Below are 15,605 nucleotides of genomic sequence, written 5' to 3' on the forward strand. Positions count from 1 at the left end.
GCAGTGTTGATCGGTGATGTAGCACGACGGTCCGGGGTCAGCGCTCGCATGCTCAGGCATTATGACTCGCTCGGCCTGGTGCGGCCGACGGGTCGTACCGACGCCGGCTATCGGGAGTACTCCAGCGAGGACATCCGGCGGATCTTCCATATCGAGAGCCTGCGGTCCTTGGGGCTGTCGCTGCGTGACGTCAGGCGCGCGCTCGATGATCCCGGGTTCACGCCCTCGGAGCTCGTCGACGACCTCATCCGCCAGACGCGAGAACGCGTTGCGGCTGAGACGGAGTTGCTCACGCGACTGCGTCGGATCGGTGCCGCGGAACCCGCCGGCTGGGAGGACGTCCTACAGATCGTCGCACTCCTGCAGGCGTTGGGGTCAAAGAACGCCGGCAAGCGCCAGCGCGCGGCCTTGTCCTCAGTCGAAGAGGTTCCGGTGCCAGTGGAAGCACTGGTCGAGGCAGCGCTGAGCGAGACGGACCCGAACGTCGCCGGAGCCCTTCGCTGGGCTTTGGCGCAATCGGGCGATGACGGCCTGGCGCTGCTGGCGGAGGGCCTCGGCTCACCAGTAGCCGAGGTGCGCGAACGTGCCGTCCAGTCCATCGCCGAGATTCCGAACGGTGGGGCGACCACACTGCTGCGGGACGCCCTCGCGAACCCCGACATCGTGGTCCGCAGGTATGCGGCTCTGGCGCTCGGGGCACGTGGAGTGGCCGACGCGGTCCCGACGCTCATCGATATCGTCGTCGAGGGGACGAATGACGTCGACGCGGCCGACGCCCTGAGCGCGCTGGCGAGTCGTCCCGCGTTGGCGGATCAGATCGCCACCAGGCTCGTTGATCGCCTCGCCCACGGCACCGTTGAATCGTCTGCACGTCGACGGCTGACACAGGCGCTCGCGGACATCCCGGGAACCACAGCGTCACGAGCCCTCGCGGATCTGTCACATGACGAAGACCGTGCCGTCGCGCTTACCGCGACATACATTCTCGGGATACGCGACGCACCATGACGGGGTCGCCGTAGTACTCGCCGTAAATCGGGCGGATATGGCTGAATGGCTTCTTTGCTGGTGGTCTGTGGGGCCTGGCTGGAGGTCGTTCGTGGCGACGCGGGTGTTTGCGGATGAGGAGCTGGAGCGTCTACGGGGGTTCCCGGAGATCGGCCGGGAGGAGTTGTTTCGGTTCTGACAATCCCGATACCCAGGGTGGGGCAGGGAACTCGTCGTCATGTGAAAGGCCCGTCACTATGTCTGCTCCGGAGTCAGGACGTGTCGGGTCCGGTCCCCGGTCCAGGCCGCTTCGAGGATCGCGGTCAGGCTGGCGGTGTCGGTCGGGCCTGGATGGTTCTGGATCAAGCGGGTGACGCCACTGGCCATCTCCGCGAAGCGCGGGAGGTCGGCGCGTGCCACGCCGATGTCCGCCAAGGTGGCAGGGATGCCGATGTCGGCAAGGAGCCCGTCGAGCCAGGTGAGGAACGTATCTGCGGCCTCGGCATCCGAGGCGTCGGTCACGTCGAGCCCGCACACCCCGGCGAGGATGGCCAACCGGTCGCCGATGGCATCCCTGGCCGCGTCCAGCGCGTAGGGCAGCAGCAGCCCGACGCCCAGGCCGTGCGGCGTGTGGGTGGCTGCGCCGATGGGGTACTGGAGGGCGTGCGGAGCCGCGTTGCCTGCGTGGGAAAATGCGAGCCCGGCTAGCATGGACCCATAGGACATGTCCGCGCGCGCGTCCTTGTCGCCTCCGTCCCTGACGACATGGGGCAAGCTGCGGGCGATCCGCTCCGCGGCCAGGAGCGCGTAGTGATCGGTGATCGGGTTGCGGCCGAGGAAGACCTGCTCCACCGGGTCGCGCGGTCCGTGGGCCCGGGGTCGCGCGGTGTAGCTCTCCACCGCGTGACAAAACGCGTCGATGCCGGAGTGGGCAGTGACGGTCGCAGGGCAGGTGTAGGTGAGCTCGGGGTCGACGATGGCGAAGTCGGGCACGATGTGGACGCTGGAGACCCCCACCTTCAGCTCGCGGTCCGGGTCGGTCAACACCGAGACGGGCGTGAGCTCGGAGCCGGTGCCTGACGTCGTCGGGACCGCGACGAGAGGAATCGTCGGCCCCGGCACCTTCGACTCGCCGTAGAAGTCGCGCGGCGTCCCACCGTGGCGCCGGATGACGCCGACGATTTTGGCGAGGTCGATCACCGTGCCACCCCCGATGGCGAGGATTACGTCGGCGTCCACCTCTGCGGCGACCGAGACGGCCAGGGCGACATCGGCGAGTGGCACCTCCGGAGTCGCGTCGGCGAACACCCCGACGACTGCGACCTTCTCCCGCACGGCGGCCACGATCTCGGCCACGCCCGGCTGCCCCAGAAGAACCCGGTCGGTCACGATGAGGACTCGCGAGCCACACTCGGCCACCACTCGTGGGATGTTCTGCGCGACCCCTTCGCCCACTATCAGCTGGCGTGGTCCGCGGACGGTCTCAAGCATGTCAGTGCCTCTCTGGAACGTCGGCGGTGATTTGCTGGGCGGACGTCCAGGTCACCTGCGAGACCGGGACGGCGTCGGCAAGGTTGGCTGCCGGGTGGCGCAGGCGCGCGCCGGGCTCCCAGACTCGGTCGTGCCCGGGCGCCCTCGGGTCCATCGCGATGAAGACGTCGCCCTTGGTGGGCGGGTCGGTCGGGTCGAGGGTCCCGCGGACATCGTCGCCAAGGGCGGTACGAGTCAAGGTCGCGACCAGCACCTCGATCATGAGCCTGAGGGCGTAGCCTTTGGGACCGCCGAAAGGGCTGATCGCCCCATCCACCGCCGCCGCCGCGTCTGTGGCGCGCACACCGGCGGAGTCGACGGCGTCCCCGGGTGCCAGCGGATTCGTGCCGACCATGGCCCGGGTCCCGCCCCACGGGTGGAGGCCGGTCAGGTCATGTGTGCACAGGGCGCGGTGATCCTCGGCGGGCACCCGGAGCAGCAGGCCGGTCACGGTAGGTCGATCGCCGCGTAGGTGACGTCGAGGTACTCAAGGATGCCCTCGTGCGACCCCTCCTTGCCGATCCCGGACTGCTTCACGCCTCCGAACGGAGCCGACGGGTCCGAGATCAGACCACGGTTGACGCCGACCATCCCCGTCTGTAGCCCCTCGGTGAACCGGAGCGCCCGCTGCAGGTCACGGGTGAAGACGTATCCGACCAGGCCGTGCTCGGTGTCGTTGGCCTTCGCCATTACCTCGTCGTCGGAAGTGAACGAGATGATCGGCGCCACCGGGCCGAAGATTTCCGCCTCCAGCATCCGCGCGTCTTCGGGCACGTCGACGAGGACCGTAGGCGGGTAGAAGTGGCCCGGCCCATCCGGACGCTCGCCGCCCACCAAGACACGGGCGCCGCGATCGACCGCATCGGCGACGAGCTCGTCGATCTTGGTGACCGAGGCCTCGTCGATCAACGCCCCGACGTCCACGCCGTCGTCGAGACCATGGCCCACCGAGAGCGCGCCCATCCGCTTGGCGAAGCGCGCCGTGAACTCCTCGCGCACCGGCTCCTCGACGTAGATTCGGTTGGCCGCGATGCAGGACTCCCCGATGTTGCGCATCTTGGCCACCATGGCACCGTCGAGCGCGACGTCCAGGTCCGCGTCGGCACACACGATCAAGGCCGCGTTGCCGCCCAGTTCCATGGAGGTGCGCAGCACGTTGTCCGCCGCCTGTCGTAGCAGCACGCGCCCGACCTCGGTCGACCCGGTGAACGAAAGCTTGCGGGTCCGGCGGTCGGCTAGCAGTGCTGAGACCACCTCGCCGGCACGCTTGGTTGTCACGACGTTGACGACGCCCGGGGGAACGCCGACCTCCTCCATGATGCGGGCCAGGAACAGCATGGTGAGTGGCGTCTGGGCTGCTGGCTTGGTGATCGTCGTGCAGCCCGCCGCCAGCGCAGGAGCGATCTTGCGGGCACCCATGGCCAACGGAAAGTTCCAGGGCGTCACGAAGACGCACGGTCCGACCGGCTTCGGCACCGTGAGGATGCGATATCCACCAGCGGGAGCGGTGTTGTAGCGCCCCTCGACGCGCACCGCCTCCTCGGCGAACCACCGGAAGAACTCGGCGCCGTAGGCCACCTCTGCCCGAGCCTCGGCGAGCGGCTTGCCCATCTCGAGCGTTATCAGCCGGGCGACCTCCTCGGATCGCTCGGTCAGTGCCCGGTACGTCGCGGCCAACAACTCTGACCGTTTTCGCGGCGGGGTCGCCGCCCACTGCGCCATTGCCTTGCTCGCCACGTCCAGAGCGGCGAGCCCGTCAACGACGTCGGCGTCCGCCACCTCGGCGATGGTCTTGCCGGTGGCCGGGTCCTCGACGACAAAGGTGGCTCCGCTGGCGGCGTCGCGCCAGGCGTCGCCAATCCGGAGCCGCCGGTGCTCGGGGGCCAGGACGTTCATCGGGTCACTCATTGCGTCGCCTCCTGTGATGTTCTTGGTGATGTCCAGCGTGACCTCAGCGATCGCGCCACGCGCGTTGACGAACGGGTCACACGACATCGCCGGGGTCGAGGTTGCCGAGCGGGTCGAACGTGGCCTTGGCCCTGGCTGCAGGGCGACGCCCCGCGCCACCGATCGCCTTCTCGGGCCATGGCTGCTTCAGCGTCGTCAGGCCGTGCTCACCGGTGACGGTCCGCCGAGGCCCGATTGCCACGTGCGGGCGCATGTTGACGTCGCCGCCCTGCGCGGTTACCTCCCGGCCTCGGACAGCGCCAGCCCGGTGCCGGCATCGAACAGGTGCGCACGGTCCAGGTCGACCGTGACAAGCAGCCGCTCGCCCGGCGTACCGGTGAGGGTGGGTCGTGCCTTGACCTTGAGGATCTCCGTCCCCACTCGGACGTCGACCACCGTTCGGTCACCGAGCGGCTCAAGGCCGTAGAGCTCACCCGACAACGACGCGTTCCCACGCTGCTCGACGGACAGGTCCTCTGCGCGCAGGCCCAGCAGCAGCGGACGACCGTCCTCAGCTGTGGTCCAGCGGGGCCGCGGCAGCGTCCAGCCTTCCGCCCCGACCAGACGATCCCCCTCGGCGTGGCAGGCGAGCAGGCTGATCGGCGGGCTCCCGACGAAGCCTGCGACCCACTGGTTGGCTGGACGCTCGTACACCTCGGTCGGCGTTCCGACCTGTTGCACCTTCCCATCCTTGAGGACCGCGACCTGGTCGGCCATGGACAGGGCCTCGACCTGGTCGTTGGTCACGTAGACGAAGGTTCCCCCGAGGCTCCGGTGGATGCGGGTGAGCTCGGTGCGCATCTCGACGCGGAGCTTGAGGTCGAGGTTCGTCAGCGGCTCGTCCATGAGAAACGCGCGCGGGCGCCGGACCAGCGCCCGGGCCAGGGCGACACGCTGCATCTCACCGCCCGACAACTGCGCGGGACGACGCTGCAGCAGACGTTCGATGTGCAGCAGGCTCGACATCTGCTCGACGGCAGCGGCGACCTCGCTCGAAGAACAGCGGCGTGCCCGCAGCGGCGAAGCGATGTTCTCGTACGCCGTGTGTCGCGGGTAGAGGGCGTAGCTCTGGAAGACCATGGCCAGGTCGCGTGCGGCCGGGGCGTCACCGGTCGCGTCCCTCCCGTCCAGGTGCACCGACCCGGCGTCAAGCTTCTCAAGGCCGGCGATCGCTCGCAGGGTCGTCGTCTTGCCTGCCCCGGAGGGCCCGAGGACGACGAAGAACGAGCCGTCCGGCACGTCCAGCGTCACCCCGTCCAGGGCCTGGACTTTACCGAAGGACTTGCACAGCCCGTGCACTGCCACGGTTCCCATCAGGCCACCAGCTCTTCCGTGCTCACGTCGTAGACCGCCGGGGCCCCGCCGGTGTGCCGTAGCCCGACCGGTGCGTCAGCGGCGAAACGGACAGTCGGTGGCATCCGAACCCGTACGTCGCGCTGGCCGCCGTGGTCGACCACGTAGATGATCTCGTCGCCCAGCCACTCCGCCGAGACCACGCGGGCCGGGACCGAACCTTCCGCCCCTGGTTCTGTGACTTCCAGCGCCTCCGGCCGGACGCCCGCGACCAGGGAACGGTCGCGCGGCAGGCCTGGCGGTGGCGTGAGGACCAGTCCGCTCTTACTGCGCAGCTGCCCGTCGGCCACCTCCACCTCGATCAGGTTCATCGGCGGGGAGCCGATGAACGCGGCGCAGAAAAGACTCGCCGGACGGTCGTAGACTTCCAGCGGCGTGCCGATCTGCTCGACGCGGCCCTTGTTGAGGATGGCGATTCTGTGACCGAGCGACATCGCCTCGACTTGGTCGTGGGTGACGTAGACCATCGTCGTCCCCAGCTCCCCCTGCAGGTGCTTGATCTCCGTGCGCATGTCCGCCCTCAGCTCCGCGTCCAGATTGGTGAGAGGTTCGTCCATGAGGAATGCGCGCGGTCGTCGCACCAGGGCGCGAGCAAGCGCGACGCGCTGCTGCTCCCCGCCGGACAGCCGGTTCGGTCGCCGGTCCAGGAGCGGACCAAGCCGCATCAGCCGGGCGGCCTCCTCGACCCGCTCGCGCACCTCCGCCTTGGGCAGTCCCTCGGCCCGCAGTGGGAACGCCAGGTTGTCGCGGGTTCTCAGATGCGGGTAGAGAGCGTAGAACTGGAACACCATGGCGATGTCGCGCTCGGCGGGCGGCAGGTCGTTGACCAGCGTGTCGCCGATGCGGATGTCGCCCGTCGTCTGCCTCTCCAGGCCGGCTATGGCCCGCAGCGTGGTCGTCTTGCCGCAACCCGAAGGGCCGAGCATCACGAACAGCTCGCCGTCGCCGATGGACAGGTCCACGTGGTCAACTGCGACCGTCCCGTCCGGGTAGCGCTTGTGCAGGGCGGTCACCTCGATGCCCGCCATCAGCGTCGCACCGCCCCGAGCGTCACACCGGCGATGAGGTGCTTGCGTACCAGGTAGGCGAAGACCAGCACCGGTAGGGCGAACACTACGGAGGCGGCGGCCACGAGACCCCAGTCCACAGTGGTTCCACCGATGAGGCCGGCGATGGCGGGTGGGGCCGTCCGCACGCTGTCGCTGGAGGTGAGGAAGATGGCGAACACGAACTCGTTCCACGAGAAGATGAGTGCGAAGACCGCCGTCGCGGCGATTCCGGGCAGGAGCAGGGGAAGGGTGAATTTCCAGAACGCCTGCAGGCGGGTGTAGCCGTCGAGCATGGCGGCATCCTCGTACTCTGCGGGCACCTCGTCGACGAACCCCTTCATCATCCAGATCGTGAACGGGACGTTGAACGCGGCGTAGATGAGGATCAGGCCGAGCTTGGAGTCGATGAGCCCGACTTGGCGGTACATGAGGAAGATCGGGATCACGACCACCACGGGCGGCATGAAGCGGGTGGACAGGATGAAGAACAGCTGGTCCTTCTCGGCCTTCACGGCGAAGCGTGAGTAGGCCCAGGCCGCCGGGACCCCCAGCACGGTGGCCAGCGCCGTGGAGACCCCGGCGACCACGACGGAGTTGAGGAACGAGACGGACAAGGCCGAGCGACCGCCGCCGGAGGCGGCGAACACGTCCTTGAAATGGTCCAAGGTGACCTTGAAGTCGAAGAACTTGGCCGGGATGGCGTAGACGTCCCGGTTCTCCTTGATGGACGTCTCGATCATCCACAGCACCGGAAAGAGCATCACGACGGCCAGCACGGTCAGCAGCGCGACCTCCAGCACGGAGCGGCCCCGGCCGCCGAAGCGGCGCGCGGGGGGCGTGTGATCCCGGCCAGGACCTGTGGACACGGCCTCGTCGACGGAGACGGCCATCAGTCCTCCTTGAGCTTGTTCAAGTAGCGCAGGTAGAGCTGCGCAAGGACGATGACGACGAGGACCATGAGGATCCCGTACGCCGAGGCGGTTCCGGTGTTGAAGCCCAGGAACGCGACCTTGTAGACGTGGAACGACAACGTCTCGGTGGAGACCCCCGGACCTCCGCTGGTGAGGATGTAGACCAGGTCGAACAGCCGGAAGGCCTCGATGGCCCTGAACAACACGGCGATGAGGAGCAGCGGCCACACCAGCGGCAGAGTGATGGTGCGGAACCGGAACCACTCGGACGCCCGGTCGATCGAGGCGGCCTCGTACAAGTACTTGGGGACCGCGGTAAGGCCCGCGAGTGCGATGAGCATGATGAACGGCGTCCATTGCCAGGTGTCGACCACGATCAGGGAGATCAGTGCCGTTCGCTGCCGGGTGAGCCACTCCACCTGCCCCAGGCCGAGCGAGCCGAGCATGCTGTTGACCACGCCGAACTGCGCGTCGAGCATGAATCGCCAGAACAGCCCGACCACGACCGGCGACAGCATCATCGGAACCAGGAACAGAGTGGTCAGCAGTCCTCGCCCGTGCGTGCGCCGTGAGATCAGGTAGGCGATGGCGAAACCCAGCACGGTCTGCAAAGCGACCGCGCCGACCACGTAGATCAACGTCGTCAAGGCCCTCAGGTGGACCTGCGCCGAAGTCAGGATGGCGGTGTAGTTCTCGAACCCGACGAAATGGGCCGGCCCCCCGCGGGTCGCCGAGTAGTCGGTGAAAGACAGGTACAACGCCCACAGCAACGGGAACACCGACATCGCCAGCAACAGCAGCAGCGCGGGGGAGATGAAGGTCACGGCGAGCCCGCGGTCGCTCAAGCGGCGGGACCAGCCCGGTGCAGGCGGCGTCGCGGACGCCGCCTGCCCGGGGTGGTCGGTCGTCAGAGGGGCGGGCTCACTCACAGTCCGCCGCCGCCCTTGCGGCTGCCGGAGTCGAGCACGCTCTGCTGCTCCTTGGCGATGTCGTCGAGCGCGTCCTTCGGCTTCTTCGCGCCGTTGAGAGCCGCGTTCACGTTGGTGTTCTCAATGTCGATGAGGCGCGCGTACTCGGGCACGTTCCACATGTCCCGCATCCGCGGAACCGAGTCGGTGTACACCTTGTTGAACGGCCCGGCGTTGAGGAACTCGGGCGACTCCAGGGCGTCCGTACGCGCCGGCACGCCACCAGCCGCTGCCCACTTCTTCTGGATGTCGGCCTGCTCGAACCACTTCATGAAGTTCAGGGCCTCCGCCTGGTTCGCCTTGGGCGAGTAGGCCGACACGTGCATCCCCATGCCGCCGAGAGGCACCAGGTTCGTCTTCTGGCTCGGCAGGGGGGCAAAACCCAGCTTGTCGAGAATCTGCTCCCGCGTGGTGCCGAGCGTCGACTGCTTCGGGTCAAGCAGGCCGCCGCTCGCGGCGATCCAGTTGAACGCGATGCATGCCTTGCCCTGGGCGACCGCCGCGTTCACCTCGTCGATGAACCAGTTGCCGGAGCCCTTGGCGGTCAGCGGCTTCATCTTGTTGACCAGGACGTCCATCGCCTCCTGGCCCGCAGCGTCGTTGAGGACGCCGTCGATCTTGCGCGTCTTGGCGTCCCAGAGGTTGCCGCCGTAGACGCCGTTGACCGTGTTGTAGGTTACGGCCGCGGCGTCGGAGCCGTTGGCCTGGTGGAAAGCCAGCCCGCTGACGCCAGGGTGGTCCGCCTGGCACTTCTCGGCGACTGAGATCATCTCGTCCCAGGTCTGCGGTGGCTTGTCGCCGATCAGGTCCTTGCGGTAGATCATCGTCCAGGTGTCGCCGAGCAGCGGCAGTCCGTACAGGCTGGCGTTTTCGTCGCGCTTCCCGGTCTCGGCCTGGGGGAACTGGCCGTAGGCCGCCAGGAGGTACGGGTTGTAGGCCTTGACGTCGATGTTCTTCTTGACGAAGTCGGTGAGGTCGAGGATGTTGCCGTTCGTCACGGCCTCGCCGATGTGTTGCGAGTCCAGGATCGGGATGTCGAAGTCGGTCTTGTGCGCTGCGAACTGGGTGAACATCGCGTCGTGCCAGTTCGCGTTCGGCACGGTCTTGACCTTGACGGTCACGTTCGACCGCTCCTTGGTGTACTCCGCGTTCGCGAAGGCTTCCAGCGCGTGGGCGGGGGGCCAGTCGAACCAGATGAAGCTGAGGGTCAGCGGGTCCTTGGTGAGCTCCGGGATGGTCGCCGGTGCCTTGGGGGCGCTCGCCTTCGCGCCGTCGTCCTGGCCGCCGCCGCACGCCGCCACGGTCGTGGCCACCAACATGGCCGCCGTCGCCAGCTGCACCTTTCGACCGGGAACGGACAGTCGTCCTATTCGCCTTGGATACCGCATCTTCTTGCCTGCTTTCTGGGGGGGACCTCTGGAGCCTTGCTGCGTGCTTCGCCGAGCAGGTGCTGGGGGGTTGTTCAGGCGTGTTGCCGGCTGTCGCAGGGGCTGACCCGCAGACCGGCGTCACGAGTACGCCGCGACGTAATGGGGCTTCAAGCAGTCGAGAAGTCCTTCGGTCCTTATCGGCCCGGTGGCGAATCGATTAGGACGTAGAGCAAGCTCATAGGAGCTCCAACTGATCGAAGCGGAGCGATGGCGGGCGGTTCCGCGATGGGTGAAGGATGGCTGGCATCCGCCACCTTTCCTATACGATCCGAATGGGGGCGTCAATATCCCGCAGCGTTGCGACCGATGTCAACAGGTTCCCGAAGACGTAAGAAAGGACCTCACGTCAAGATGGACGACGAAGCGATGAGCGCGCGGCGCCGTGGGGCCATGACGGGTGGAACGCCGCCGGGAAGATCTCGCGGCCGGCTTGCCGACGAGGTGTACGACACGCTGCTCGGACAGCTGATGTCGCTACGGATCGAGCCTGGCTCCCGCGTCACGATCGACGTCCTGGCGCGAGAGCTGGGGGTCTCGCAGACGCCGATCCGAGACGCTCTCAACCGCATGGAGGCCGAGGGCCTGGTCGTGCGTGTGCCCCATGCTGGCTATCGCATTCCCCCCCAAATCACCCGTCACCGATTCGAGGACATGCTTGAGCTCCGCCTGCTCCTCGAGCCGGCAGCGGCGCGCAGATCCGCCGAACGCGCATCCTCGGAGCAGGTGGCCGGTCTGCGACGAATGCTGGAGGAGATGGCGGAGCTGGAGGGGGGCAACGGGCCCATGGCCTACGGCGCCTTCGGGCTACGCGACGCCGCTTTTCACGATCTCGTCGCCCTGAGCGCCGAGAACCAGGTCATCCGCGAAGCGCTCGCTCGCCTGCACACACACGTGCACCTGTTCCGGCTTCTCCACGACACCCAGGTCACTCACTTGGCCATGGCCGAGCACGAAGAAGTTCTGGCCGCGATCGCCGCGCGTGACCCCGACGCCGCCGCCTACGCCATGCGTCGGCACATCCTGCTGTCCGGCGACCGATTCCGACGATTGTTCGACGAGGTCAAGGGCGCTGACGGAATGGCGGTAAAGGCTTGACGGGCGGGCTGGGCCGAGGAATGCTAACTCAACCAGATCGGATTGGATCGGATCCACCTCACCCGCCCCAGATGCGAGGAGAAGCAGGTGCCCAGAGCGCTGCTCCTGACCGGCGACGCCGCCGAGGAGCTCGACACCATGTATCCCTACTATCGCGTGCAGGAGGGCGGCTGGGACGTTGACGTCTCGTCACGGACGATGCGTGACGTTCAGCTGGTCATCCACGAGTTCGACCCCAACTCCGACGCCTACGTGGAGAAGAACGGCCGAAAGTTGCCGGTCGACGTGCCCTGGGCCGAGGTCGACGTCGAGCTCTATGACGCCCTCATCATCCCTGGGGGACGTGCCCCCGAGTGGATCCGGGTCGACGCCGACGTCAGGCGCATCACCGAGCACTTCTTCGCGCGCAACCTCCCGATCGCGCTGGTGTGCCACGGCGCGCAGGTGCCGGCTGTGTACGGGCTGCTGAAGGGTCGAAAGACGGCGTGCTTCCCCCCCATCACCGGTGACATGGAGAACGCGGGCGCGACGGTCATCGACGCTCCCGACGTCGTGGACGGCAACCTCGTCTCCTGCCGGGGGTGGCCCGACATGCCGCAATTCGGCAGGGCGATGATGGAGGTCTTCTCGAAGTCCATCAACTCCGCATCGGCATGAGCACACCTGGCCTGTCTCGGTGACGGCACTTCGGACCGTCACAGTCGACGGCTCCCCCGTCCACGTCCTGGAGAGCGGCACCGGGCCCGCGGTGCTGATGCTGCACGGCTCCGGACCCGGTACGACCGGATCCGGCGCCTGGGCAACGACGGCACAGGCGCTGGGCACGTCCTGGCACCTGGTGGCTCCTGACCAGGCGGGGTTCGGCCGTACACCAATCCCGGCGGGCTCCAGGGGTGGGCTCCGGCTGTGGACGGAGCAGGCCGCGGGCCTGATGGATGCTCTCGGTGTCGAGCACTACGCCGTGGTGGGTCACTCCATGGGCGGTGCCGTGGCGCTGGCGTTGGCGGCCGCACGTCCCGAGCAGGTCACCCGTGTCGTGGCGGTCTCGACGATGGGCGCCCCCGGGGCGCCGCTGTCCGCCGAGCTCGACGCGGTCTGGGCCGCCCCCGCCGGCCCGCTCGGGGCACGAGACATGTTGAGTCGCCTCGTCCTCGACCAAGCGCTCGTGACCGAATCGGCCGTCGCCGCCCGTGCAGCTGCGATGCGAGCGGGGGCGGCCGCATTCGCGTCGTTGTTCCCTCCACCTAGGGCACGTTGGGCCGACGATCTCACCCTCTCGGCGCAAACGCTGGCAGGGGTCCGCGCGCCCGTGCTGCTCGTCCACGGCGCCGAGGACCGAGTCACCCCGCTCGGGACGGCAGCCCTGCCCCTGCTCGAACACCTGGCCGATGTCCGTCTGTACGTGCTCGGCCGATGCGGGCACGTGCCGGCGCTCGAGCACCCGCACGACTTCAGGCGACTCCTGTCGTGCTTCCTCGGCCGGGAACGAGGTCACTAATTGCTGCGACAGGTCCGCAGCCCGTGCTCAAGCAGATCAGCATGAAGCAGGCGTGATCCGCGCAGAAGCTAGCGCCCTCCCCCGAGACCCGAGCCATGACGAGGCAGTGGCCGAGGTCCATCGCTCGAATCGTCCGCTCCATCGCCCGCGCGCAGTTCCCCGGGCCAGTGTGTCCGGGCAGCGGTCGCGCAGGCCGCCCGTCGCGCACGTTAGTCGACGCGTCCGCCCAAAATATTTTGCGTGATAAGAATTTTTGCGTGACACGCAAAAACGGGTAGAGTGGTCGGCATGGGCACCGAAGACGGCGAACGCGTAGGGCTGCGGGAGCGCAAGAAGCAGGAGACCCGCATCGCGTTGAGCTGGGCGGCCATCCGTCTCGCCGTCGAGCGCGGGCTGGAGAACGTCCGCGTGGAGGACATCGCCGCGGAAGTCGGCGTCTCCCCCCGCACCTTCAACAACTACTTCTCCAGCAAGGGCGAGGCGATCGCCGCCCGGCACCTCGATCGAGCCCGGTGGATCGCGGCGGAGCTGCGCGCCCAGCCCGCGTCCAAGCCGCTGTGGGAGGCCATCACCGACGCGGCGCTGGCGCGGTTCGCGCTCGGCCAGGAAGGCGACGGGAAGCACACGCCCGACCAGCAGTGGGTCGCCGGGCTCCGCCTGATGCTCGCCGAGCCGGCGCTGCAGGGCGAGTTCTTCAAGGCCGGCGCAATCGCCGAGGCCGAGCTCGCCGCGGCGGTCGCCGAGCGCACGGGCACCGACGTCACCCATGACCTGTACCCGCGGCTGGTGGCGGGCGCGGTCGGGGCGGCCATCGCCGTGGTCATGGAGCAGTGGATGCGCGCCGACCCGCCTGTCCCGATCATGGCGCTGCTGAGCGACGCCCTCCGCCAGCTCGCCGCGGGGCTTCCCGTCCCGTAACCCGCCCGCCAACACATCCGAGAAATCCGGCGTGGCCGGATCGATCCGCCATGCCCTTTTCCCCCGATCGCAAGGAGGACTGCCATGTCTGCCGACGTCGTCATCGCCGGAGGCGGCCCGAACGGGCTGATGCTGGCCTGCGAGCTGAGCTTGGCCGGAGTACGGCCGGTGGTGCTGGAACGCCTGCCCGAACGCACCGAGGAGAACCGGGCCAACGGCCTGGTCGGCCAGGTCGTGCGCATGCTCGACCGGCGGGGACTGTACGAACGCCTCAGCGGCGGCCCGCAACCACCCCGTCCAGGACCGTCTTTCGTGTTCGGCGCGCTGCCGCTGGATCTCAGCACGCTGGACGACAACCCCCTGTACGGACTGCCGGTGCCGCAGCGCCGCGTCGAGCAGGTGCTGGAGGAACGCGCCACCGAGCTCGGCGTCGAGATCCGCCGAGGCCACGAGCTCACCGGACTGTCACAGGACGACGACGGGGTCACCGCCGAGGTCAACGGGACCACCGGCCCCTACCGGCTGCGCACCCGCTACCTGGTCGGCGCCGACGGAGGGCGCAGCCTGACGCGCAAGCTGTCCGGCATCGACTTCCCCGGCGTCACCACCGACAGCACGGTCTCCCGCACCGCGCACGTCACCGTCCCGGCCGCCTTGATCGACCCGGCCACCGGCGGGCTCAACGTGCCCGGCTACGGGACCATCCCGCCGTTCATGCACCACCGCACCGAACGCGGGCTGTTCGTGTTCGCGCCGTTCCCCTCCGGCCCGCCCCTGCTGAGCACCACCGAATGGGACCCGGCCCAGACCGGCGACCGGCCGCCGCTGACCGTGGACGAACTGCGGGAAAGCGCGCAGCGCGTGCTCGGAGCCGACCTGCCGATCAGCCCGCCCGAAAGTCCGGGCCCGCACCTCCTGCGCCGGCTGACCGGCGGCAACACCCGGCTGGCCGGCCGATTCCGCGACCGCCGGGTACTACTCGTCGGCGACGCGGCCCACGTCCACTCCGCGATCGGCGGACCCGGGCTCAACCTGGGCCTGCAGGACACGGTCAACCTCGGATGGAAGATCGCCGCCGAGATCCACGGCTGGGCCCCGCCCGGACTGCTGGACAGCTACGAGACCGAACGACGACCGGCCGCTCAGCGTGTGGTCATGCACACCCAGGCGCAGTCCGCGCTCATCGCCCCAGGCGGCGAGGTCACCGCATTGCGCGAGCTGTTCATGGAACTGCTGGCCGACCGGCGCAACGTCCAGCGCATCGCCGACATGGTGGCCGGCGCGGACATCCGCTACGACATGGGGGCCGATGACGCTCACCCGCTGGTCGGCAGGTGGGCTCCCGACCTGCTGCTGGACACCGGGAACGGCCACGTCCGGCTCGCCGGGCTCACCACGACCGCCCGGCCGCTGCTGCTGGATCTGACCGAGGACGCATCCCCGGCCAAGGAATCGGCCGCGTGGCACGACCGGGTGGACGCCATCACCGCCCGCGCCCAGGACTCCGCTCCCCCGGCCACCGCCCTGCTACTGCGCCCGGACGGCTACGTCGCCTGGGCCTCGGCCTCCCCCCGCCCGGACTCTCACGAACGGGACGCCCTGCGCGCCGCCCTGGCGCGGTGGTTCGGCGCGGCCGGCTGACAACACCGCGCCCGCCCCGCCCGGATCGCCCGCCCGGCCGCTGAGGGTGGCGGCCAGACCGATCACCATCCGCTCACCGGTCAGGCTGCCATCGTCGGGTGCCAACGGAATACGGCAGAGACGGGCCGCAGAGTGAAAGAGCTACTGGTCAGAGTGGGGCGGGCGGCTCCGGTGGTCGAGCAACCTCTTGACGGTGCCGTACATCCCCGAGGCCGGGTCAGCTGTGGTCATGGCCGTCTTCGCGTCCAGCTCCCAGCCTTTCGCGTACGCCGCGGCGA

General features: G+C 68.5%; 15 protein-coding genes. 6 read left to right on the plus strand and 9 right to left on the minus strand.

The genetic code is table 11. The annotated features are described in order from the left end of the window. Positions 1–3: 3 nt before the first annotated feature. Positions 4–1,008: a MerR family transcriptional regulator gene (locus AB0O34_RS19795; protein ID WP_363917187.1), complete on the plus strand. Its 1,005-nt coding sequence runs from the start codon at positions 4–6 to the stop codon at positions 1,006–1,008. 234 nt (positions 1,009–1,242) lie between these two features. On the opposite strand, the gene AB0O34_RS19800 is transcribed toward AB0O34_RS19795, so the two are convergent. From AB0O34_RS19800 to AB0O34_RS19840, 9 genes are all read right to left on the minus strand, one after another. Further along, a complete protein-coding gene (locus tag AB0O34_RS19800) occupies positions 1,243–2,478 on the minus strand; it encodes an iron-containing alcohol dehydrogenase (RefSeq protein WP_363917189.1) in 1,236 nt (411 codons plus the stop codon). A gap of 1 nt (position 2,479) precedes the next feature. Continuing rightward, the gene (locus AB0O34_RS19805; RefSeq protein WP_363917191.1) at positions 2,480–2,968 is read right to left on the minus strand and encodes an Ldh family oxidoreductase; all 489 of its coding nucleotides are present in this window, start codon (positions 2,966–2,968) and stop codon (positions 2,480–2,482) included. Further along, on the minus strand, positions 2,965–4,425 hold the full coding sequence (locus AB0O34_RS19810; protein WP_363917193.1) for an NAD-dependent succinate-semialdehyde dehydrogenase: 1,461 nt from the start codon (positions 4,423–4,425) through the stop codon (positions 2,965–2,967). Before AB0O34_RS19810 ends, AB0O34_RS19805 begins: the two co-directional genes overlap by 4 nt. Before the next feature lie 76 nt (positions 4,426–4,501). Next, positions 4,502–4,666, minus strand: coding sequence for an FAD-linked oxidase C-terminal domain-containing protein (locus AB0O34_RS19815; RefSeq protein ID WP_363917195.1), 165 nt, complete (start codon positions 4,664–4,666; stop codon positions 4,502–4,504). A 35-nt stretch (positions 4,667–4,701) separates the two neighbouring features. Next, positions 4,702–5,778 carry an ABC transporter ATP-binding protein gene (locus tag AB0O34_RS19820; RefSeq protein WP_363917197.1) on the minus strand — a complete coding sequence of 359 codons (1,077 nt, stop codon included), beginning with the start codon at positions 5,776–5,778 and terminating at the stop codon, positions 4,702–4,704. Then, the gene (locus tag AB0O34_RS19825) at positions 5,778–6,845 is read right to left on the minus strand and encodes an ATP-binding cassette domain-containing protein (protein WP_363917199.1); all 1,068 of its coding nucleotides are present in this window, start codon (positions 6,843–6,845) and stop codon (positions 5,778–5,780) included. Before AB0O34_RS19825 ends, AB0O34_RS19820 begins: the two co-directional genes overlap by 1 nt. After that, positions 6,845–7,756: a carbohydrate ABC transporter permease gene (locus AB0O34_RS19830; protein ID WP_363917201.1), complete on the minus strand. Its 912-nt coding sequence runs from the start codon at positions 7,754–7,756 to the stop codon at positions 6,845–6,847. Before AB0O34_RS19830 ends, AB0O34_RS19825 begins: the two co-directional genes overlap by 1 nt. Beyond that, positions 7,756–8,706 carry a sugar ABC transporter permease gene (locus tag AB0O34_RS19835; RefSeq protein WP_363917203.1) on the minus strand — a complete coding sequence of 317 codons (951 nt, stop codon included), beginning with the start codon at positions 8,704–8,706 and terminating at the stop codon, positions 7,756–7,758. The genes AB0O34_RS19830 and AB0O34_RS19835 overlap by 1 nt, the downstream gene beginning before the upstream one ends. Further along, complete coding sequence (locus AB0O34_RS19840) at positions 8,703–10,085, minus strand: extracellular solute-binding protein (RefSeq protein WP_363917205.1); 1,383 nt, start codon at positions 10,083–10,085, stop codon at positions 8,703–8,705. The genes AB0O34_RS19835 and AB0O34_RS19840 overlap by 4 nt, the downstream gene beginning before the upstream one ends. Before the next feature lie 441 nt (positions 10,086–10,526). Between AB0O34_RS19840 and AB0O34_RS19845 the strand changes: the two genes are divergently transcribed. The 5 genes from AB0O34_RS19845 to AB0O34_RS19865 all read left to right on the plus strand — a co-directional run bounded on the left by AB0O34_RS19845 (position 10,527) and on the right by AB0O34_RS19865 (position 15,327). Then, positions 10,527–11,270 (plus strand): GntR family transcriptional regulator, encoded by a 744-nt coding sequence (locus AB0O34_RS19845; protein ID WP_363917207.1) that lies wholly within the window; start codon positions 10,527–10,529, stop codon positions 11,268–11,270. An 87-nt stretch (positions 11,271–11,357) separates the two neighbouring features. Next, positions 11,358–11,927 carry a DJ-1/PfpI family protein gene (locus AB0O34_RS19850; protein WP_363917209.1) on the plus strand — a complete coding sequence of 190 codons (570 nt, stop codon included), beginning with the start codon at positions 11,358–11,360 and terminating at the stop codon, positions 11,925–11,927. Between the two features lie 19 nt (positions 11,928–11,946). Beyond that, the gene (locus tag AB0O34_RS19855; protein ID WP_363917211.1) at positions 11,947–12,768 is read left to right on the plus strand and encodes an alpha/beta hydrolase; all 822 of its coding nucleotides are present in this window, start codon (positions 11,947–11,949) and stop codon (positions 12,766–12,768) included. A 288-nt stretch (positions 12,769–13,056) separates the two neighbouring features. Then, positions 13,057–13,686: a TetR family transcriptional regulator gene (locus tag AB0O34_RS19860; protein WP_363917213.1), complete on the plus strand. Its 630-nt coding sequence runs from the start codon at positions 13,057–13,059 to the stop codon at positions 13,684–13,686. Positions 13,687–13,770: 84 nt separating this feature from the next. Then, the gene (locus tag AB0O34_RS19865) at positions 13,771–15,327 is read left to right on the plus strand and encodes an FAD-dependent monooxygenase (RefSeq protein WP_363917215.1); all 1,557 of its coding nucleotides are present in this window, start codon (positions 13,771–13,773) and stop codon (positions 15,325–15,327) included. Positions 15,328–15,605: the final 278 nt, after the last annotated feature.

Origin of the sequence: Sphaerisporangium sp. NPDC088356 (genome assembly GCF_040685555.1) — a bacterium.
Lineage (GTDB): Bacteria > Actinomycetota > Actinomycetes > Streptosporangiales > Streptosporangiaceae > Sphaerisporangium.